This window comes from Nonomuraea rosea (assembly GCF_039539705.1).
GTDB lineage: Bacteria > Actinomycetota > Actinomycetes > Streptosporangiales > Streptosporangiaceae > Nonomuraea > Nonomuraea rosea.
Genome location: NZ_BAABDQ010000058.1, coordinates 1 through 17,536 on the forward strand (window position 1 = coordinate 1; position 17,536 = coordinate 17,536).

The following is a 17,536-nucleotide window of genomic DNA, read 5'->3' on the forward strand; positions in this document are numbered from 1 at the left end:
AGGCTGCTCCCACCCTCCCCGGTGATCCCCGGATCAGGCTGCCTCCAGCTTCACCCCACCGCTACGACGGCAGAGCGACGGTGGTCTTTCACCTCCGTTCGGACAAACAGCGCTTTCCATGGCGCACTGACACGTTTCTTACCGGCACCCCGTGAATGTCCGGCTCCAGCCCTCGACCGGCCTTCAGCCGCATTCCATACTTGACCCCGCGGCGCCGCGGGGCCGGTCCGGCGGGAAGGGCACGATGAGGTATCTGAGAAGGCTGCCGGCGCTGATCCCGCCAGTGCTCCGGCAAACGCTCCGGGCACCGGCTCCGCACGTGCAGAGCCGATAAGTTACGGAGTGTCCCGCATGATCAGCCCCGACCTCGGCGCACGCTCGATCGCAGAGATCACAAAGCACATGGAGGTGCAGCGATGGACACATCCGCGTATTTGACGGCCGTTGCCGAGCAGACGAGCACGCTTGCCGATTGGGTGCACGGCAGGGATGCCGCGGCCCCGGTGCCGACATGTCCGGAGTGGACGCTGGCCGATCTCGTCGACCATGTCGGAGCGGTACAGCGTATGGTGACCATGCTCGTGGGCGAGCAGATGACCGAGCCGAGCAAGGCGTTCGCCGGTTACGTCCCGGGTCCGACCGATTCGGGCCAGTGGCGCGCCTGGCTGAGCGATTGCGCGGCCGAGGCGCGACAGGCGTTCACTACGGTCGCCGATGACACGCCGGTGTGGGATCCGTCGGGTGCCGCCGCAGGCGTGCCGTTCTGGTCACGCCGGCTGCTGGGCGAGGTTTGCGTGCATCGCGCGGACGCGGCTGTGGCGCTCGGCATGCAGTACGAGCTGGCGCCGGAGCTCGCCGTCGCGGCCATCGAGGACTGGCTCGACACGATGACTTCCCGCGGCTATTGGGAGAACAGGGAGGGCTTCGCCGACGCGATGCGCGGGGACGGTCAGACGCTGCATTTCCACGCAACCGACGCGCCCGGCGAGTGGGTGGCACGCCGCGAACCGGACATGGTCGTGCTGGAGCGCACGCACACCAAGGCGGACGTCGTGGTAAGCGGCCCAGCCGCCGAGCTCCTGCTCGTGATCAGCAGGCGTCGCCCCCTGGATGCGGCTTCCACGCTGGAAGTGCAGGGGGATCGGGCGCTGCTCGACCACTGGATCGGACACATGGACTGGATCGCCGGCTGACCCACGATCGGCTGCGACCCCGCGCTCCGGTGACGCCGCTACGGGGTGACGATGGCGAAGTCGGGTGTGGGGCTGTCGAGCAGGTCGGACAGCCTGCGCAGCACGCCCATGTCACCCTCGTGCTCGATGCCGCCCCCGTCGTGGCCGGCCAGCAGGCTCAAAAGCTGGGCCTTGGTGAGCCGGAGCGTCAGGTTCGCCGGTTGCCCGGGCGGGTCCGCCTGCTGGATGAGCGCGCCGTTGGACAGCGTGGTGCGGTGCCGCTCGCCGAGATCGGTCAGCTGCCAGTCGATCGCGAAGCGGTCGTTCCACGCCTCGGGCCCGTTGAGACGGATGGCGAGCGAGTCGAAGATCTGCTCTGCCGTCAGGGCGTCGATCATGTCGGCGGAGGTGGTGTCGAGGTCGGCGGGCACGATGTCGCCGGTCAGCTCAAGGGCGGCCATCAGGTAGAAGTTGCGCCAGGTGCCGTTCTCCGCGCCGTGGCCGAGCCGGGTGTAGACCTCGGCCAGCAGACCGCGGGCCTCGGCGTCATGCTCGTCGGCGAAGACGACGTGGTTGAGGATCGTCGCCGCGAAGCGCAGGTCGCCGTCGCGCAGGTAGCGGCGGGCGAAGGCGATCGCGCCCTGGCTGCCGCCCATGCACTCGACGTAGCGCCTGGCCTGCTCGACCGGCGGATGCTCCCACAGGTGGGCCGGGTTGCCGTCGAACCAGCCCAGGTAGCGCTGGTAGATCGCTTTGACGTTGTGGCTGACCGAGCCGTAGTAGCCGTGGGTGTGCCAGACCTGCTCCAGCGCGGGCGGCATCCGCATCTGCTCGGCGATCTCGCTGGCGGTCAGGCCGCGGTTCATCATGCGCAGCGTCTGGTCGTGCAGGTAGGCGTACATGTCGCGCTGCTCGGACAGGAACGTGACGATGTTCTCCCGGCCCCAGGCGGGCCAGTGATGGGAGGCGAAGGCCACGTCCGCCTGGTCGGCGAACAGCGTGATCGCCTCGGTCAGGTAGCGGGCCCAGATGCGGGTGTCGCGGACCGGTGCGCCCCGCAGTGTGAGGACGTTGTGCTGGTTGTGGGTGGCGTTCTCCGCCATGCACAACGCACGCCGGTCGGGGAGCAGGAAGTTCATCTCCGCCGGCGCCTCGGTGTCCGGGGTGAGCTGGAAGACCATCCGTACCCCGTCGATCGTCTCCTCCTGCCCGGTACGGGTGATGTCCTTGCTCGGCGGCAGCAGCGACATCGTCCCGGTGGACGTCGTAAGGCCCAGACCTGCGCCGATCTGGCCGTGCGCCGCCCGCGGCAGCGCCGGGCCGTACATGTAGACCGAGCGGCGGGTCATCGCGGTGCCCGCGTAGACGTTCTCCGACACCGTGTGCTCCATGAACCCGGCCGGGGCCAGGATCGGCACGCTGCCGTCGGTGACGCCGCGCACCCCGCCGAAGTGGTCACCGTGGCAGTGCGTGTAGATCACCCCGGTGACCGGGCGCTCGCCCCGGTGGTCGCGATACAGCCGCAGCGCCGCCGCCGCGCACTCGGTGGAGATCAGCGGATCGATGACGATGACACCCGTCTCCCCCTCCACCAGCGTCATGTTCGACAGATCCAGGCCACGCACCTGGTAGATGCCGTCCGTCACCTCGTACAGCCCCTGCTTGGCGCACAGTTGCCCCTGCCGCCACAGGCTCGGATGAGCGCTGTCCGGGCACTCGCCTTCGAGGAAGCCGAACGAGTCGCCGTCCCACACCACCTGGCCGTCCGCCGCCCGCACCACCGCCGGGCTCAGCTTGGCGACGAACCCGCGCTCGGCGTTGTCGAAGTCGGAACGATCGTGAAAGGGAAGATCTGCCATGCAGCCAGACGTTCCCCCTCCCGATTCAGGCCAACGCCACAGAAGCGCCAAGTCACGCGCTCCAGGCCGGCGGAGCCCTCCGGGTGGAGTCGCCGGGCCGCCTGCCGTACCGTCGCTTGATGATCTATTTGGACCGTCTGGGATATCTGCTGGGCCTCGAAGGCGTCGCACTCCTGCGGGCCTTCAGGGAGGACGGCTCGGACCGCGCGTTCGTCGAGGCCCGGATCGCCGAGATCCGGAGGCTGCTCGACACACCCGCGCTCGCGGAGGCCGGTGGTGTGACGGCGGAGCCCGGCGCGGTTTCCATGGCAGAGGTGTACGCGGCATGGGCGCCGCACTACGACGCCGGCGGCAACCAGATGATCGACTCCGAGCAGCCGGTCGTCCGAAGCATCCTCGACGGCCTCCCCGTCGGCGTCGCCCTGGACGCGGCCTGCGGCACCGGCCGGCACACGGCGTACCTGGCGGAGCTCGGCCACCAGGTCATCGGCATCGACAGATCACCCGACATGCTGGCCCACGCCCGCGCACGCCTGCCCGGCGCGAGCCTCCTCGAAGCCGACCTGCACCGGCTGCCGCTGCCCGACGACGCGGTGGACACCGTCGTGTGCGCACTGGCCCTGGTGCACGTACCCGATCTGGCGCGGGCGCTGGCGGAGTTCGCGCGCGTGCTGCGGCCCGGCGGCCACCTGGTCATCTCCGATCCGCACCTGCTGTCGGCCTATCTGGCGCCGCGGAAGGAGCGCACCAGCGCGGACGGCCGCCCCGCGCTCGTGGCCGACCACCACCGCCCGCTGAGCGACTACCTCGCGGCGGCGCTCCCCCTGGGATTCCAGGTTCGCCGCTGCGCGGAGCCCCGCCGCCCGGCCCTGCCGCTGGTCGCGGGCACCCGCCCGCCGGAGTCGCTGCCGCCGCACGGCGCCTGGGACATCATGTACTGGTGCCCGGAGGCCGCGAACGCGGCCATGGAGAACACGCCGGTCGCCGTCGTCTGGCACTTCCAGCTGTCCTGAACGCACTGGGCAGCCGGTCAGTGCAGTGCGGCGAGCCGGCGGGCGAGCAGGGCGGCGGCCTCGCGCAGCTCTGGAGGCTCCAGCACCTCGGCCTCGAAGCCCAGCCGGACGACGTGCACGGCGAGCCAGTCCAGGTCCACGCCGCCGGCGACGAGCACGCACCACCCGTCGCGATCGTCCTCGACCCGCCCCACCTGGGGTGGCACCAGCTCGCGCACCTGATCGGGCCGGGCACGCAGCCGCACCCGGGCGAGATACCGGTACGGCGCCTCGGTCACGGACCGCTGGACGTAGGTGACCGGGTCCGGATGCTCCCTCGCCCGGAAGCGCCAGGTCGTCGCCGTTACCTCGCGCATCCGGTCCAGCCGGAAGGTACGCCAGTCGTCGCGATCGACGTCCCAGGCCATCAGGTACCAGCGGCGGCCGGTCGCGACCATCCGTACCGGCTCGGTCGTGCGCTCGCGCTCCTCGCCGCCGCGGCCGGCGTACCGGAACCGCACCCGCACGGCGTCGCGGCAGGCCCGCGCGAGCGTCACCAGCAGCTCCGGGTCGATCTCGACCCCCGGGCCGACCAGGGTGTCGGTGGCGCCGTGCACCGCCCGCACCTCGGCCCGCAGCCGGGGCGGCATCACCTGGTCGAGCTTGGCCAGCGCGCGCAGCGCCGCCTCGCCCGCTCCGGCGACCGTGCCGCCCGCCGCCATCAGCAGGGAGACCGCCGTCGCGATCGCCTCCTCGTCGTCGAGGAGCAGCGGCGGCAGCCGGGTGCCCGCGCCGAGCTGGTAACCGCCGCCGACGCCCGGCGCCGCGTGCACCGGGTAGCCGACCGCGCGCAGCCGCTCCACATCGCGGCGCACCGAGCGGTCGGTGACGCCCAGCTCGGCGGCGAGGTCGGCGGCGGTCCAGGAGGGCCGGCGCTGCAGCAGCGCCAGCAGCCGCAGCACCCGCTCGGTCGTCGCCTCAACGGTCATGCGCTCATCGTTCCACGAATCTAGGAACGACCCTGTCCGCATTATGCGGCAGGCTGACACCATGACCGACCAGACCTGGAACCCCCTGCTCCGAGATCAGCTCACCTGGCACTGGACCGAACAACTGCGCGCCCGCCTCAAAGGACTCACCGACGAGGAGTACTTCTGGGAGCCGGCGCCCGGCTGCTGGAACGTGCGCCCGCGCGGCACCGGCGCCGCACCGATGCAGGTCGGGGCCGGCGCGATGACCATCGACTTCGCGGTGCCGGTGCCCGAGCCGGCACCGTTCACGACGATCGCCTGGCGGCTCGGGCACGTGATCGTCGGCGTGCTCGCGATGCGCAACGCCTCGCACTTCGGCCGCGCGCCCACCGACTACCAGTCCTTCGAGTACGCCACCACCGCGTCCGCGGCGCTGGACCAGCTCGACGCGGAGTACGCCACGTGGCTGGCCGGGGTCGAGTCACTCGGCGAAACCGGCCTCGCCCGCCCGTGCGGGGAGGCGGAGGGACCGTACGCCGAGCACCCCATGGCGGCGCTGGTGCTGCACATCCACCGTGAGCTGATCCACCATCTGGCCGAGGTCTGCCTGCTCCGCGACCTTTACCTGCACACCCGACGGGAGGCGAGCCTCTGATGGCCCGCGACGTACAGATCACCTTCGACTGCGCAGACCCGGCCGGGCTGTCGGCGTTCTGGGCCGAGACCCTCGGCTACCAGCTGCAGGAGCCGCCCAAGGGCTTCGAGTCGTGGGAGCAGGCTCTGGAGGCCATGGGCGTGCCGCCCGAGCGGCGCAACGACGCCTCGGCGGTGATCGACCCCGACGGCTTGGGGCCGCGGCTGTTCTTCCAGCGGGTGCCGGAGGGCAAGCAGGCCAAGAACCGGGTGCACCTCGACGTACGAGCCGCCCCCGGGCTGGAGGGCGACGCGCGGATGGCGGCCTTGGAGGCGGAGGCCGAGCGGCTCGTGTCCCGCGGCGCCGCCCGGCTCGGGCGCCAGGAGCCCGCTCCCCCGCTCGGCGCCGGTCACATCGTGATGGCGGATCCCGAGGGCAACGAGTTCTGCCTCGACTGATCAGCCTCGGGCGGGCAGGGAGGCTTTTGGGGGATATTTCCTGTCTTGTCGGGGTAGCAGGACGTCTGCCGCAGCAGCAGACGGGAGTCGCTTGTGAGCACCATGGTGGGACATTGGAAGATGGCGATCGCCGACGGGTGCCTGCCCGGTGACCAGCTCGGCCTGTTCAACGTCGGCTCCGGCAGCGCCCACGTCGAGCTGACGTTCTGCGCGGAGGGCGGGCAGCCGCTGGGGCCGTTCCGCCTGGTCATTCCCGCGCAGCGGTCGCAGTCTCCCGCTCTGGACGACCTGGTCGAATCCGGCACGCCGTCACCGAGCCTGACGTACTCCGTGGTGGTGGTGTCGGACACGCCGGTGCTCGTGCAGCCCCGCCCGGCCGACGCGCCGGCGGCTCGGCATTTGCCTTGACGCTAGTGACAAGGTTCTAGCGTGATCGCGAACTTGATCCCAGAGGAAGATGATGAAATTCGCGATCAATTACTCCGCGGTCAGCGGCCTCGACCCTGACCGGCTCGTGACTTATGCCCGGCATGCCGAGGACTGCGGCTTCGAAGGGCTGTACATGCCCGAGCACATCGTCCTCTATCCCGGCGCCAAGTACGGCACCTTCGACTTCCCGCCCGCCCTTCCCTTTCCCGATCCGCTCGACTGCCTGGCCTTCGCCGCGGCTGCCACCCAGCGCATCCTGCTCGGAACCGCCGTGCTGCTCCTGCCGTACCATCACCCGGTGGTCCTGGCCAAGCGGCTGGCGACCATCGACGTGCTGTCCAAGGGGCGGATGCGGCTGCTGACCGTGGGGCTGGGCACTCTGCCCGGCGAGGCCCGGGCGATGGGGGTCGACTTCAGCACGCGCGGCCGCCGTACCGACGAGGCCATCGACGTGCTGCGGCTGCTCTGGGAAGGCGACGAGAAGGGGGCCAGCTTCGACGGCGAGTTCTTCGGCTTCGACGACGCGACCAGCTTCCCGAAGCCGCATGGGGGTGGGAGCCTGCCGATTCACGTCGGCGGGTCGAGCCGGGCGGCCGCACGCCGCGCCGGGCGGCGCGGCGACGGCTACTTCCCGGGCGGCGCGCTCACCGCCGAGGAACGCGCGATCCAGTGGGAGCTGGCGCGCGCCGCCGCCGTCGAGGCCGGCCGCGACCCCGGCGCGCTGGAGTACACGCGATGGGGCGCGATCGACATGTCCGCCGAACAGGTCGAGGCCCTCGCCGCGGAAGGCGTGACCCGCGTCCTGGTCAGCCCCACCGCGCCGGAACCGGAGCGGCAGCGGGAGGAGATGTCCGCGTTCGCCCAGCGGTTCGCCCTCAGCGGCTGAGGTCAGGGGTGCGCGTGCCGGTCGAGGCCGAGCGTGGCGATGAGGTCAGGGGTGCGCGTGCCGGTCGAGGCCGAGCGTGGCCATGAGGTCTTCGTGCAGCTCGAACCAGACACGATGGCAGGAGTCGACGTCGGTGCGATCGACCCAGGCGTCCTCCCCGGCATGGACGCGCGCCAGGGCTGCGGAGAATCGGGTGTCGTATCCGCGGAACCGGGCGAGGACGCTCCCGAGCCGGTCCGCGAGCGGGGTGAGCGCGCGGTCGATGCCGGCGAGATCGTGCAGGACCCTGGCGTCCCAGGCGGGATCGGAGTGATCGTTGACGGCGAGCCGATCGCCGGCGGTCGGCCGGAGCTGCCAGTCGGTGCAGGCTCGTAGCAGGAGGGCGTTCAGCGGGAGGAACGCGCGGTAGACGTCACGGACCTCCTCGTCACCGCCGGTGCCGGCGAGCTCGGCCGCGAGCAGGCGCTCGTTCTCGGCCCGGCCCGACGCGGTCAGCGACCAGCCTCCGACGCCGGCGAAGGCGGAGTGCTCGACCCACCCACGTGCCTCGGCGTCGAGCAGCAGCTCGTTCGTCTCGGCCACGCCGGTCCCGTAGCGATGAGCGATCACCGGGGTGTCCGCGTACCCCGTGATGCGCACGGCGTGCAGGGCCAGGAGGTCGGGGGAAGAGTCGCGCGTCACGAGCCTGCGTCCTGTCGTGCCGTCAGGCGGGTGTAGTGCTGCTGGCACGCCTGCGGGGAGTTGAACCCCATCGCGTCCGCCATCTGCGCCCAGGTCAGCCCGGCGCTCCGGGCCGTGAACAGCAGGGCGGCCTCGACTCCCTCGACCTCGGCGCGGGCGGCGGGCAGGAGGGCGAGCGCGCTCAGAAGGTCTTCCTGGCCCAGGTCGGTGTTGCGCCAGGCGGCGAACTGCGTGAGGTCGACCGCCGACAGCGGGACGGGCGGGGGCCGCCACGGACGAGCGTCGATCGCGTCAGCGCCCAGGCTCAGGAGACGCTCACGCGCGTCCTGTTCGCGCTGGGCCTGGAGATGATCAGCGTGCATGGTGTGCGCGATGTCCTGCTTGCGGGGCATGCAGCTCATGATTCACAATCAACCCCGGCATCGTCAATATTTCGTTGAAAGGCCGGGTGGATGCTCGTACCCCTCGACAAGGCGGCCGCCGACACCTGCGGGGGCAAGGCCGGCGCGCTCGGCACGCTGCTCCGAGCGGGTCTGCCGGTGCCTGACGGCTTCGTCGTCCCGTTCGCCGCCTACCTCGCCGCCGTCCGCGACCTGGACCTCGGGCGCTTCGCCGGCGAGGCGCGGCGGGTGATCGAGGCCCGCCCGGTCCACGCCACCGTGATCGACGCGCTGGGACGCGCGCTCGGCGAGCTCGGCGATCCGCCCGTGGCGGTACGGTCATCGGCCGCGAACGAGGACACCGGCGAGACCTCGGCGGCCGGTCAGCACGACAGCTTTCTCGCCGTACAGGGTGCCGGCCAGGTCGCCGACGCCGTACGCGCCTGCTGGGCCTCGCTGTTCTCCGCACGCGCCACCGACTACCGGGGCGCCGGCGATCCGGTGATGGCCGTCATCGTGCAACGCCAGCTGGATCCCGAGGTGTCGGGAGTCATGTTCACACCCGCGGACCCCGGCGACGTGACCCAGATCGAGGCGTCCTGGGGCCTCGGTCCCAGCGTCGTCGGAGGCACGGTCACCCCCGACGCCTACCGCGTCGCCGGGGACGGGTCGGTCACCCGCACCATCGCCGACAAGCGGACCCGCCTTGACCGGAGCGGCACGCAGCTCGTCGTTCGCGACGTGCCCGCCCCTGCCCGGGACCGGCCGGCGATCGACGACGCGACCGCCGTGCGGCTCGCCGGGCTGGGCGCGGAGATCGCCGCCGTGCTCGGTGGACCGCAGGACATCGAGTGGGCGATCGCCGGGGGCCGTACGTGGGTGCTGCAAGCACGGCCGGTCACCGCCGCGCCCCCGCCGCCCGCCGGCGTCGGCGACACTTCTGCCGCCACCCTCACCGGAACGCCGGGCAGCCGCGGGACCGCGACCGGCACCGCGCGGATCGTCCGCGGGCCCGGCGACTTCGCGCGCGTGCGGCCCGGCGACATCCTCGTCTGCCCCTTCACCGACCCCGCGTGGACGCCGTTGCTGCGCATCGCCGCCGGCGTGGTCACCGAGACCGGCGGCGTGCTCTCCCACGCCGCGATCGTCGCCCGCGAGCACGCCATCCCGGCCGTCCTCGGCATCCCGGACGCGACGAGCAGGCTCCACGACGGCACCACCATCACCATCGACGGCTCCACCGGCACCATCACAGCAAGGAGCCCTGACCACGCATGACGACACGACACCTCTATGTGGCCCGCCACGGCGCGGCCGACGCGTTCGGGGAGCTCACCGGCGTCGGGCACCGGCAGGCGGGCCTGCTGGGCGAACGGCTCGCCGGGGTGCCGGTGGACGCCGTGTGGCACTCTCCGCTGCCCCGCGCCGTGGCCAGCGCGCACGAGCTCGCCCGTCATCTGCCGGACGTGCCCGTGGCCGAGGCCGCCGAGCTCATCGACCATGTCCCCTACGTCCCCAGCGCGGCCGAAACGCCCCCGTCGTGGGCCGGCTTCTTCGACGGCTACGACGACGCCGAGGCGGCCTCGGGGCAGAGACTCGCCGACGCCCTGGTCACCAGGTTCGCGAAGAGCGACGGCGCACCGGCCGACACGCACGAAGTCGTGGTGACGCACGCCTATCCGATCGCGTGGCTGGTACGGCACGCACTGGACGCGCCGCCGTCCCGCTGGCTCGGGCTGAACAGCGCCAACACCGCACTGACCGTCATCGAGTACCGCGACGCGCTGCCGCCCACGATCGTGATGTTCAACGACATGAGCCACCTCCCGGCCGACCTGCGCTGGACGGGGTTCCCCGGCGGCAGGCGGCCGTGAGCGGACGAGCGGCTTGTCCGCCCGTGCGGCGCCGCACTACCGTGCCGATGTGGATCTCTTCTCACGCTCCTGGACAGCGTTGCGCACGGCGGTCGCCGAGCTCCCGGACGAGGCGTTCGCCCAGCCGTCCGGTTGTGCCGACTGGCTCGTCCAGGACCTGGTGTGCCATTTGATCATCGACGCTCAGGACGTCCTGATCACCCTCGTCACGCCCGCGCAGACGGAGCCGACCCGCGACGCGGTGACCTACTGGGAGGTCGCCAGGACGCCGCCGACGGGCGACGACCCGCTCGACGCGCTGACCGTCCGGCTGGCCGCCGCGTACCAGGAGCCCCGGCTGCTCAAGTTCCACCTCGACGACGTCGGCTCCGCGGCCGGCCGGGCCGCCGGGCTCGCCGATCCGGCCCTCCGGGTCGGCACCCGCGACGAGGTCCTCACCGCGGGCGACTACCTGTCCGCGTACGTCATGGAGTGGACGCTGCACCACCTTGACCTGGTCGCGCACCTGCCGGATGCGGCGGGTCCGCCCGCGGAGGGGCTCGCCGGGGCCCGCGAGCTGCTGGAGAAGATCGCCGGGGCCGCGTTCCCCGTGTCGTTCTCCGACGAGGACGCGCTGCTGGTCGGCACCGGACGGCGGGCCCCGACCGGCGCGGAGCGCGCCGCGCTGGGCGGGCTGGCCGCGAAACTCCCGTTCGTCCTCGGCTGATCGCCTGGCCGCTCAGGCGGTGGTGTGCCCATGTGCCTCCACCGAGAGGTCCCCCCAGTCGGCCCAGGTCTTGAGCCGGTCGGCGTAGACCTGCGGGAGCATCTGGTTGCCGTGGATGCCGAAGAACACCCGCAGCGGCGGATCGTCGGCGTCGGCGACCTTGAGGAGCGCCCGGCCCGCGGCGGCCGGGTCGCCGGCGTCGAGCGTCTTCGAGAGCTCGGCGAAGCCCGCGCGGAGGTCGCTGTAGCGCGGATCGGCCTCGGCGTGGACACCGCCGGCGGCCCCTTCGGTGGCGTAGGAGCCGGGCTCGACCAGGGTCACCTTGATGCCGAAGGCGGCGACCTCCTGGGCGAGGGTTTCGCTCAGGCCTTCGAGGGCCCACTTGGAGGCGATGTATCCGCCGCCGAGCGGCATCGCGGTGACGCCGCCGACGGAGGAGATCTGGATGATGTGGCCTCCGCCCTGCTCGCGCAGCACGGGCACCGCGGCCTGGACGACCCACACCGCGCCGAACAGGTTGGTGTCCAGCTGGTCGCGCAGTTGCTGCTCGGTCAGCTCCTCGACCGCGCCGAGCAGGCCGTAGCCGGCGTTGTTCACGATGACGTCGAGCCGGCCGAAGTGCTCCTTGGCCCGCCGTACGCTCTCGAAGACCGCGGCCCTGTCGGTCACGTCCAGCTCCAGCGCAAGCACCGCCGCGCCGTAAGCGGCGACCAGGTCGTCCAGGCTTGCGGCGGTCCGGGCGGTCGCGGCCACCCGGTCGCCGCGGGACAGGGCGGCCTCGACGAAGTTGCGGCCCAGGCCGCGGGACGAACCGGTGACGAACAAGACCTTGCTCATGAAGTCATTCCGATCTTGTCAGGCTGGACATTGTGGTTGCGGGCGAACAGATTTCCGGGGTCGTACTGACGCTTGACCGCCGCGAGCCGCTCATAGGTCCGCGGCGGATAGATCGCGGCGACGTCCTCCTCGGTGGCGGAGGCGAGGAAGTTCGCGTAGGCGCCGTTGACGTGGGGCGCGAGTGTCCGCCAGAGCGCGTCCAGGGTGGGAAGAGCGGCCTCGATGACCGGCTGCGGGCCCAGGACGGTGGTCACGAACATCAGCTCCGCCTGGCGATGCGCGTAGGCGGTGGCGTCGGCGGGGACCCGGGACACCGCACCGCCGACGCTGCGGACGGCGATGAGCGGCGCGCCCTCCGACGCCCCGGCCTCGGTGAGGATCCGAAGGACCGCGGGCACCGACTCCTTGTCGACGAAGGCGCTCCGGGGCACGAGCCGGATGCCGGGCGGCGGGGCCAGACCGTCGACGAGCGTGTCCGCGTAGGGCCGCAGAGCGACGTCGTCGGCGATCACCGTGCCGAGCCGGCGGATCGGGTCGAGGGCCTGGGCCGCGCGCTCCGGATCGTCGCCGTCGAAGACGACCTGGATCTCGACCGGCGCTTCCGGCCCGCCGGCGAAGGGATTGGCGAAGGTCGCGATGGAGGTGAGCTCTTCCGGGGCGGTGCGGAGGTGGTCCGCCCAGCCCTGGAGCACGCCTGCCGCCTCCGACGCCGGGAAGACGATCTTGCCGTAGAAGACGTCCGTCGTCGGGTGCGCCAGGAAGTCGAAGGCGGTCACGATGCCGAAATTGCCGCCGCCGCCGCGGATCGCCCAGAACAGCTCCGGGTTCTCCACCGCGCTCGCGTGCACGACCTCTCCCCCGGCCGTGACCACCTCCGCGCCGACCAGATTGTCCAGGGCCAGGCCGTACTTCCTGACCTTCCAGCCGATGCCACCGGTCAACGTCAGCCCGCCGACGCCGACGCCCTTGGTGTCGCCCGAGGAGATTGCCAGGCCGTGCGGGGCCAGGACGGCCGCGACTTGTCCCCAGGTGGCGCCGCCGCCGATCCGTACGAGGTGACGCTGCTCGTCGATGAGCTCCACGTTCGCGAGGGCGGCGAGGTCGATCACGACGCCGTCGTCGTCGGTGCCGAAGCCCGCGAAGCTGTGACCGCCGCCGCGCACGGACAGCGAAAGCGCTGCTCCGGCCGCGAATCTGACGCCTGCTTGCACGTCCTCAACGCTCTTGGGCCGCAGGACGCAGGACGGGCTGCCCGAAGCCAATATCGAGCGGCTGGCCGATGCGTAGTCGGCTCCGCCCGGTTCGACGATGTCACCGCCGAAGTCTCGGCGAAGGGTGTCAAGTGCTGAGCTCATGATGTTTCTTTCCTCGTATCGTCGTGCTGAACGAACACAAGATGCCGACCACCCGATCCTTGTGACAGCCGCGTATACGTGACCTGCGCCACACAGGCGCGGTGTCACAAAACGGCGAGACCAGGCGTCTGATGGGATGTGACACAGTCGAGAACGAACAGGAGCCTCCTCTTGCCCGGCACGCCGCAGACCGCGCCCGAAGATCGCGGCGACGACATGGGCCAGGACGACCGCACCGACCCCGCCACCGCGGCGTTCCTCACCCACCGCAACCTGCTGTTCACCGTCGCCTACGAGATGCTCGGCTCGGCCGCCGACGCCGAGGACGTCCTGCAGGAGACCTGGCTGCGCTGGGCCGGCGTCGACCTCGATGAGGTACGGGATCAGCGTGCGTACCTGGTGCAGATCGCCACAAGGCAGGCGCTGGGCCGGCTGCGGACGCTCGGCCGGCGCAAGGAGTCCTATGTCGGCCCCTGGCTGCCCGAGCCGCTGCTGACCGCGCCGGATGTGGCCGAGGACGTCGAGCTGGCCGAGAGCGTCTCGATGGCGATGCTGCTGGTGCTGGAGACGCTCGCCCCGATCGAGCGGGCCGTGTTCGTCCTGCGCGAGGTCTTCGACCTGGCCTACGACGAGCTCGCGGAGGCCGTCGACAAGAGCCCGGCCGCGGTCCGCCAGATCGCCCACCGGGCACGGGTCCACGTCGCCGCCCGCCGCCCGCGCGGGGTCGTCTCCCCCGCCGCGACCCGGGACGCGCTCCAGGCGTTCCAGCGGGCGGTCGAAACGGGCGATCTGCAACGCCTGCTCGACATCCTCGCGCCCGATGTCGTTCTCCTGACCGACGGCGGCGGAGTCGTGCAGGCCGCGCTGGCGCCCATCATGGGAGCCGGCCGCGTGGCCGAGGTGCTGGCCAGGATCGCCGACCTGGCGACGCTGCGGCCGGCGCAGGTCAACGGCCATCCGGCGCTGATCGTCCAGCTCAACGGTGAGGTCGACACCGTCGTGGCGGTGCGCGTGGCCGACGGCCTCATCACCGGGCTCTACGCCGTGCGCAACCCCGAGAAGCTGTCCCGTATGGAGCGGGAGACCACGGTGAGCCGCTGAGCCGTGCGCACGTAATGACATGGGTCGGTTTCGGCCATACTTGCTGCTGTGCGAGTTGAATTGCTGGGACCGTTCGAAGTCCGAAACCCTGACGAGACCGTGGTGGAGGTTCCGGGGGTCCGGCTACGCGCACTGCTGGCCGCACTCGCTCTCGAACCTGGCCGGATCGTCACGCGGGCCAGGCTGGTGGACTGGATCTGGGGGCAACGGCCGCCCGCGGACGAAGTGAACGCCTTGCAGGCGCTGGTGTCCAGGCTGCGCAGGGTGCTGCCGGACGGTGTGATCGAGGCGGAGTCCGGCGGCTACCGGCTGGCCGTGGCTCCCGATGCCGTGGACGTGCACCGGTTCGAGCGCCTGGTCGGTCAGGCCCGTGCCGCCGAGCCCGCGGAACGCGCGGACCTCCTGCGCTCGGCCTTGGCATTGTGGCGCGGCTCGGCCATGGCGGGCATCGCGCAGCAGGACAGCGATGCGTTCGACACCGCGGTCGCGCGCCTGGACGAGCTCTACGTCAACGCGCTCGGTGACCGGGTGGATGCGGATATCCGTCTCGGCCGGGGCTCGGAGCTGGTCTCCGAGCTGACCGAGCTGGTCGCCACGTACCCGCTGCGTGAGGGGTTCGTGGCGGCCCTGATGCGGGCGCTCGCCGAGGCGGGACGTGGGAACGAGGCGCTGACCCTGTACCAGCGGACGCGCGAGCGGCTCGCCGAGGAGCTGGGCGCCGATCCGTCGGCGGAGCTGTCCGCGCTGCACACCGCGCTGCTCCGTGGCGAGCTGGGCGAACGGGCGGAGAGCCGCAGGACTAACCTGCGCGCCGAGCTGACGAGTTTCGTCGGCGAGGACGACGACATCTCCGCGGTCGCCGATCTGGCCATCAAGCACCGGCTGGTCACCTTGACGGGGCCGGGTGGCTCCGGCAAGACCCGGCTGGCCACGGAGACCGCGCGGACGATGCTCGCCGAGCTGCCCGATGGGGCGTGGCTGGTCGAGCTGGCCTCGACGCCGGGCGGCGAGCTGGCGCAGGCCGCACTCACCGCCATCGGCCTGCGTGACCAGGCGCTGCTCGGCAACGCGCGGGACGGCGATCCGGCGGATCGGCTCATCACCGCGATCCGGGAGCGCACGATCCTGCTGATCCTGGACAACTGCGAGCACGTGATCGAGCCGGCCGCGGCGCTCGCGGACCGGCTCCTGGGAGAGTGCCGCAGGCTGCGGATCCTGGCCACGAGCCGAGAGCCGCTCGGCATCACCGGGGAGGTGCTGTGGCAGATGGAGCCGCTGGCGCTGCCCGCGCAGGGCGCTGAGCCCGCCGAGATCAGGTCCGCGCCCGCCGTGCGGCTGCTGCGCGACCGCGCGGATCTGGTACGCAAGGACATCGGCTCCGACGCGGACACCTTGTCGGCCATGGCGCGGATCTGCCGGGCGCTCGACGGGATGCCGCTGGCGATCGAGCTGGCCGCGGCGCGGCTGCGCAGCATGTCCATCGACCAGCTCGCGCATCGGCTCGACGACCGATTCCGCCTGTTGACCAGCGGCAGCCGTACGGTGCTGCCCCGGCACAAGACGCTGCGCGCGGTCGTGGACTGGAGCTGGGACCTGCTGACCGAGGCCGAACGCGGGGTGCTGCGGCGGCTTTCGGTGTTCTCCGGCGGGGCTAGCCTGGAAGCGGCCGAGCAGGTGTGCGGGGACGAGGCGTCCCCCGGGGAGCACGTGTTCGACGTGCTGACCGCGTTGATCGAGAAGTCACTGCTGCTCGCCGACGACGACGGCACGCCGCGCTACCGGATGCTCAACACCATCAGGGAATACGCCGCCCAGCGGCTCGCCGAAGCCGGGGAGACCGAGCAGGCACGCCGGGCGCACCTTGCCTACTTCACCGAGCTGGCCGAGACGGCCGATCCGCATCTGCGCCGGGCCGAGCAGCTGGAATGGCTGGCCACGCTCAAGATCGAGCACGACAACATCAGTACGGCCCTGCGCGGGGCGATCGCCGACGGATGGGCTCAGGAGGCGATGCGGCTGGTCGGAGCCGTGGGCTGGTACTGGTTCCTCAGCGGGCACAAGGCCGAGGGCACCGAGCTGAGCATCGCGGCGGCCTCGCTGCCCGGTGAAGCGTCCGACGAGGTGCGGGCGATGGCGTACGCGATCGTGAGCATGCTCGTGACCTCCTGGCCCGGCCGCGATCAGTATGAGGCGCGGGAGTGGATTCTCCAGGCGCACCGGTACGTCCAGCGCACCACGTCCCGCCACCCGGTGCTCGGGTTCGTCGGGCCGCTGGAGCGGATGCTGGAGGAGCCGACGGAGTCCCTGCCCGCGTTCGAGCCGCTCATCGCCGGCGACGATCCATGGGTGCGCGCGCAGGCCAGGCTCACTCGTGGCCGGCTGCGGCTCACGCTCGGCCGCGACGAGACCGACGTGGACACCGACACCGGGATCGCCCTCAACGAGTTCCGCACGCTGGGTGACCGGTGGGGGATCTCGCTGGCGCTGACCTTCCTGGCCGATCGGCTCAGCATGCGCGGCGAGTTCGCCCGCGCGTGCGAGCACTACGAGGAGGCGGTCGCCGCGTTGACCGAGGTGGGCGGGACCGAGGACGCGGTCGGCCTGCGGACGCGGCAGGCTCAGCTCTACTGGCTGCTCGGGGACGAGCGATCCAGCACGGCCGCCATGGCGGACGCGCAGCGGTACGCGGGCGGGATGACCTGGCCGGACGTGCTCGCCGAGCTGGCCTATGCGAAGGCGCAGCTGGCGCGCTGGCGCGGCGAGCCGGACGAGGCGTACCGGCACCTGGCCACGGTGCAGGCGATGCTGGGCGACGCGGAGCCGAGCTCCATGGTCCGCGCCAGGACCATGGACCTGCAGGGCTACCTCACCGAGGATCTCGAGAAGTCTCGCGAGTATCGGGCCGAGGCGCTTCGGATGGCGGTGGAGACGACGTATCCGCCGCTGATCGCCGAGGTGCTGATCGGGATCGCGGATCTCGCACTGCGCCAGGGACAGTACGAGCAGGCCGCGCGCTTGCTCGCGGCCAGCGACGGCGTGCGCGGCACGACGGATCGTTCGCTGCCGGACGTTCCCCGGATCACCGCGGACACGCGCGATCGCCTCGGTGAAACCACGTTCACCGAGGCGACGCGCGAGGGACAGCAGCGGGATTGGCGCGAGCTGGCCGACATCACGCTCGCTTCGGGGTGAACGGCGGGG

17 protein-coding genes are annotated in these 17,536 nt (G+C 71.6%); 11 read left to right on the plus strand and 6 right to left on the minus strand.

The features are described 5' to 3' along the window. Window positions 1-416 precede the first annotated feature (416 nt). Entirely contained in the window at window positions 417-1,193 is a 777-nt protein-coding gene (locus ABEA43_RS61750; RefSeq protein ID WP_345578158.1) for a maleylpyruvate isomerase family mycothiol-dependent enzyme, read from the plus strand. A gap of 38 nt (window positions 1,194-1,231) precedes the next feature. On the opposite strand, the gene ABEA43_RS61755 is transcribed toward ABEA43_RS61750, so the two are convergent. Then, window positions 1,232-3,031 (minus strand): alkyl/aryl-sulfatase, encoded by a 1,800-nt coding sequence (locus ABEA43_RS61755; protein WP_345578162.1) that lies wholly within the window; start codon window positions 3,029-3,031, stop codon window positions 1,232-1,234. Between the two features lie 119 nt (window positions 3,032-3,150). Here ABEA43_RS61755 and ABEA43_RS61760 point away from each other — a divergent pair, with 119 nt between their 5' ends. Further along, entirely contained in the window at window positions 3,151-4,044 is an 894-nt protein-coding gene (locus ABEA43_RS61760) for a class I SAM-dependent methyltransferase (protein WP_345578165.1), read from the plus strand. 17 nt (window positions 4,045-4,061) lie between these two features. Here the strand turns inward: ABEA43_RS61760 and ABEA43_RS61765 are convergent, their stop codons facing one another. Further along, complete coding sequence (locus ABEA43_RS61765) at window positions 4,062-5,012, minus strand: helix-turn-helix transcriptional regulator (protein ID WP_345578167.1); 951 nt, start codon at window positions 5,010-5,012, stop codon at window positions 4,062-4,064. Window positions 5,013-5,073: 61 nt separating this feature from the next. On the opposite strand from ABEA43_RS61765, the gene ABEA43_RS61770 reads away from it, so the two are divergent. From ABEA43_RS61770 to ABEA43_RS61785, 4 genes are all read left to right on the plus strand, one after another. Next, on the plus strand, window positions 5,074-5,649 hold the full coding sequence (locus ABEA43_RS61770) for a DinB family protein (RefSeq protein WP_345578169.1): 576 nt from the start codon (window positions 5,074-5,076) through the stop codon (window positions 5,647-5,649). After that, a complete protein-coding gene (locus ABEA43_RS61775) occupies window positions 5,649-6,086 on the plus strand; it encodes a VOC family protein (protein ID WP_345578172.1) in 438 nt (145 codons plus the stop codon). The genes ABEA43_RS61770 and ABEA43_RS61775 overlap by 1 nt, the downstream gene beginning before the upstream one ends. A 102-nt stretch (window positions 6,087-6,188) precedes the next feature. Next, the gene (locus ABEA43_RS61780) at window positions 6,189-6,494 is read left to right on the plus strand and encodes a sensory rhodopsin transducer (RefSeq protein WP_345578335.1); all 306 of its coding nucleotides are present in this window, start codon (window positions 6,189-6,191) and stop codon (window positions 6,492-6,494) included. A 49-nt stretch (window positions 6,495-6,543) separates the two neighbouring features. After that, the gene (locus ABEA43_RS61785) at window positions 6,544-7,401 is read left to right on the plus strand and encodes a TIGR03619 family F420-dependent LLM class oxidoreductase (RefSeq protein WP_345578175.1); all 858 of its coding nucleotides are present in this window, start codon (window positions 6,544-6,546) and stop codon (window positions 7,399-7,401) included. Window positions 7,402-7,446: 45 nt separating this feature from the next. On the opposite strand, the gene ABEA43_RS61790 is transcribed toward ABEA43_RS61785, so the two are convergent. Both ABEA43_RS61790 and ABEA43_RS61795 read right to left on the minus strand, forming a co-directional pair. After that, the gene (locus ABEA43_RS61790) at window positions 7,447-8,082 is read right to left on the minus strand and encodes a transcriptional regulator (RefSeq protein WP_345578177.1); all 636 of its coding nucleotides are present in this window, start codon (window positions 8,080-8,082) and stop codon (window positions 7,447-7,449) included. Then, a complete protein-coding gene (locus ABEA43_RS61795; RefSeq protein WP_345578181.1) occupies window positions 8,079-8,474 on the minus strand; it encodes a DNA-binding protein in 396 nt (131 codons plus the stop codon). The genes ABEA43_RS61790 and ABEA43_RS61795 overlap by 4 nt, the downstream gene beginning before the upstream one ends. Window positions 8,475-8,534: 60 nt before the next feature. On the opposite strand from ABEA43_RS61795, the gene ABEA43_RS61800 reads away from it, so the two are divergent. The 3 genes from ABEA43_RS61800 to ABEA43_RS61810 are packed head-to-tail and all read left to right on the plus strand — an operon-like array spanning window position 8,535 to window position 11,042. Continuing rightward, window positions 8,535-9,740: a PEP/pyruvate-binding domain-containing protein gene (locus ABEA43_RS61800; RefSeq protein ID WP_345578184.1), complete on the plus strand. Its 1,206-nt coding sequence runs from the start codon at window positions 8,535-8,537 to the stop codon at window positions 9,738-9,740. Next, a complete protein-coding gene (locus tag ABEA43_RS61805) occupies window positions 9,737-10,336 on the plus strand; it encodes a histidine phosphatase family protein (protein WP_345578187.1) in 600 nt (199 codons plus the stop codon). The genes ABEA43_RS61800 and ABEA43_RS61805 overlap by 4 nt, the downstream gene beginning before the upstream one ends. 49 nt (window positions 10,337-10,385) lie before the next feature. Then, window positions 10,386-11,042 carry a maleylpyruvate isomerase N-terminal domain-containing protein gene (locus tag ABEA43_RS61810; protein WP_345578190.1) on the plus strand — a complete coding sequence of 219 codons (657 nt, stop codon included), beginning with the start codon at window positions 10,386-10,388 and terminating at the stop codon, window positions 11,040-11,042. Between the two features lie 12 nt (window positions 11,043-11,054). On the opposite strand, the gene ABEA43_RS61815 is transcribed toward ABEA43_RS61810, so the two are convergent. Both ABEA43_RS61815 and ABEA43_RS61820 read right to left on the minus strand, forming a co-directional pair. Then, window positions 11,055-11,879 (minus strand): SDR family NAD(P)-dependent oxidoreductase, encoded by an 825-nt coding sequence (locus ABEA43_RS61815; protein WP_345578193.1) that lies wholly within the window; start codon window positions 11,877-11,879, stop codon window positions 11,055-11,057. Continuing rightward, a complete protein-coding gene (locus ABEA43_RS61820) occupies window positions 11,876-13,234 on the minus strand; it encodes an FAD-binding oxidoreductase (protein ID WP_345578196.1) in 1,359 nt (452 codons plus the stop codon). The genes ABEA43_RS61815 and ABEA43_RS61820 overlap by 4 nt, the downstream gene beginning before the upstream one ends. 216 nt (window positions 13,235-13,450) lie before the next feature. Here ABEA43_RS61820 and ABEA43_RS61825 point away from each other — a divergent pair, with 216 nt between their 5' ends. Together ABEA43_RS61825 and ABEA43_RS61830 are read left to right on the plus strand one after the other, a co-directional pair. Continuing rightward, window positions 13,451-14,335, plus strand: coding sequence for an RNA polymerase sigma-70 factor (locus tag ABEA43_RS61825; protein WP_345578338.1), 885 nt, complete (start codon window positions 13,451-13,453; stop codon window positions 14,333-14,335). 48 nt (window positions 14,336-14,383) lie between these two features. Next, window positions 14,384-17,527, plus strand: coding sequence for an AfsR/SARP family transcriptional regulator (locus tag ABEA43_RS61830; RefSeq protein ID WP_345578199.1), 3,144 nt, complete (start codon window positions 14,384-14,386; stop codon window positions 17,525-17,527). Window positions 17,528-17,536: the final 9 nt, after the last annotated feature.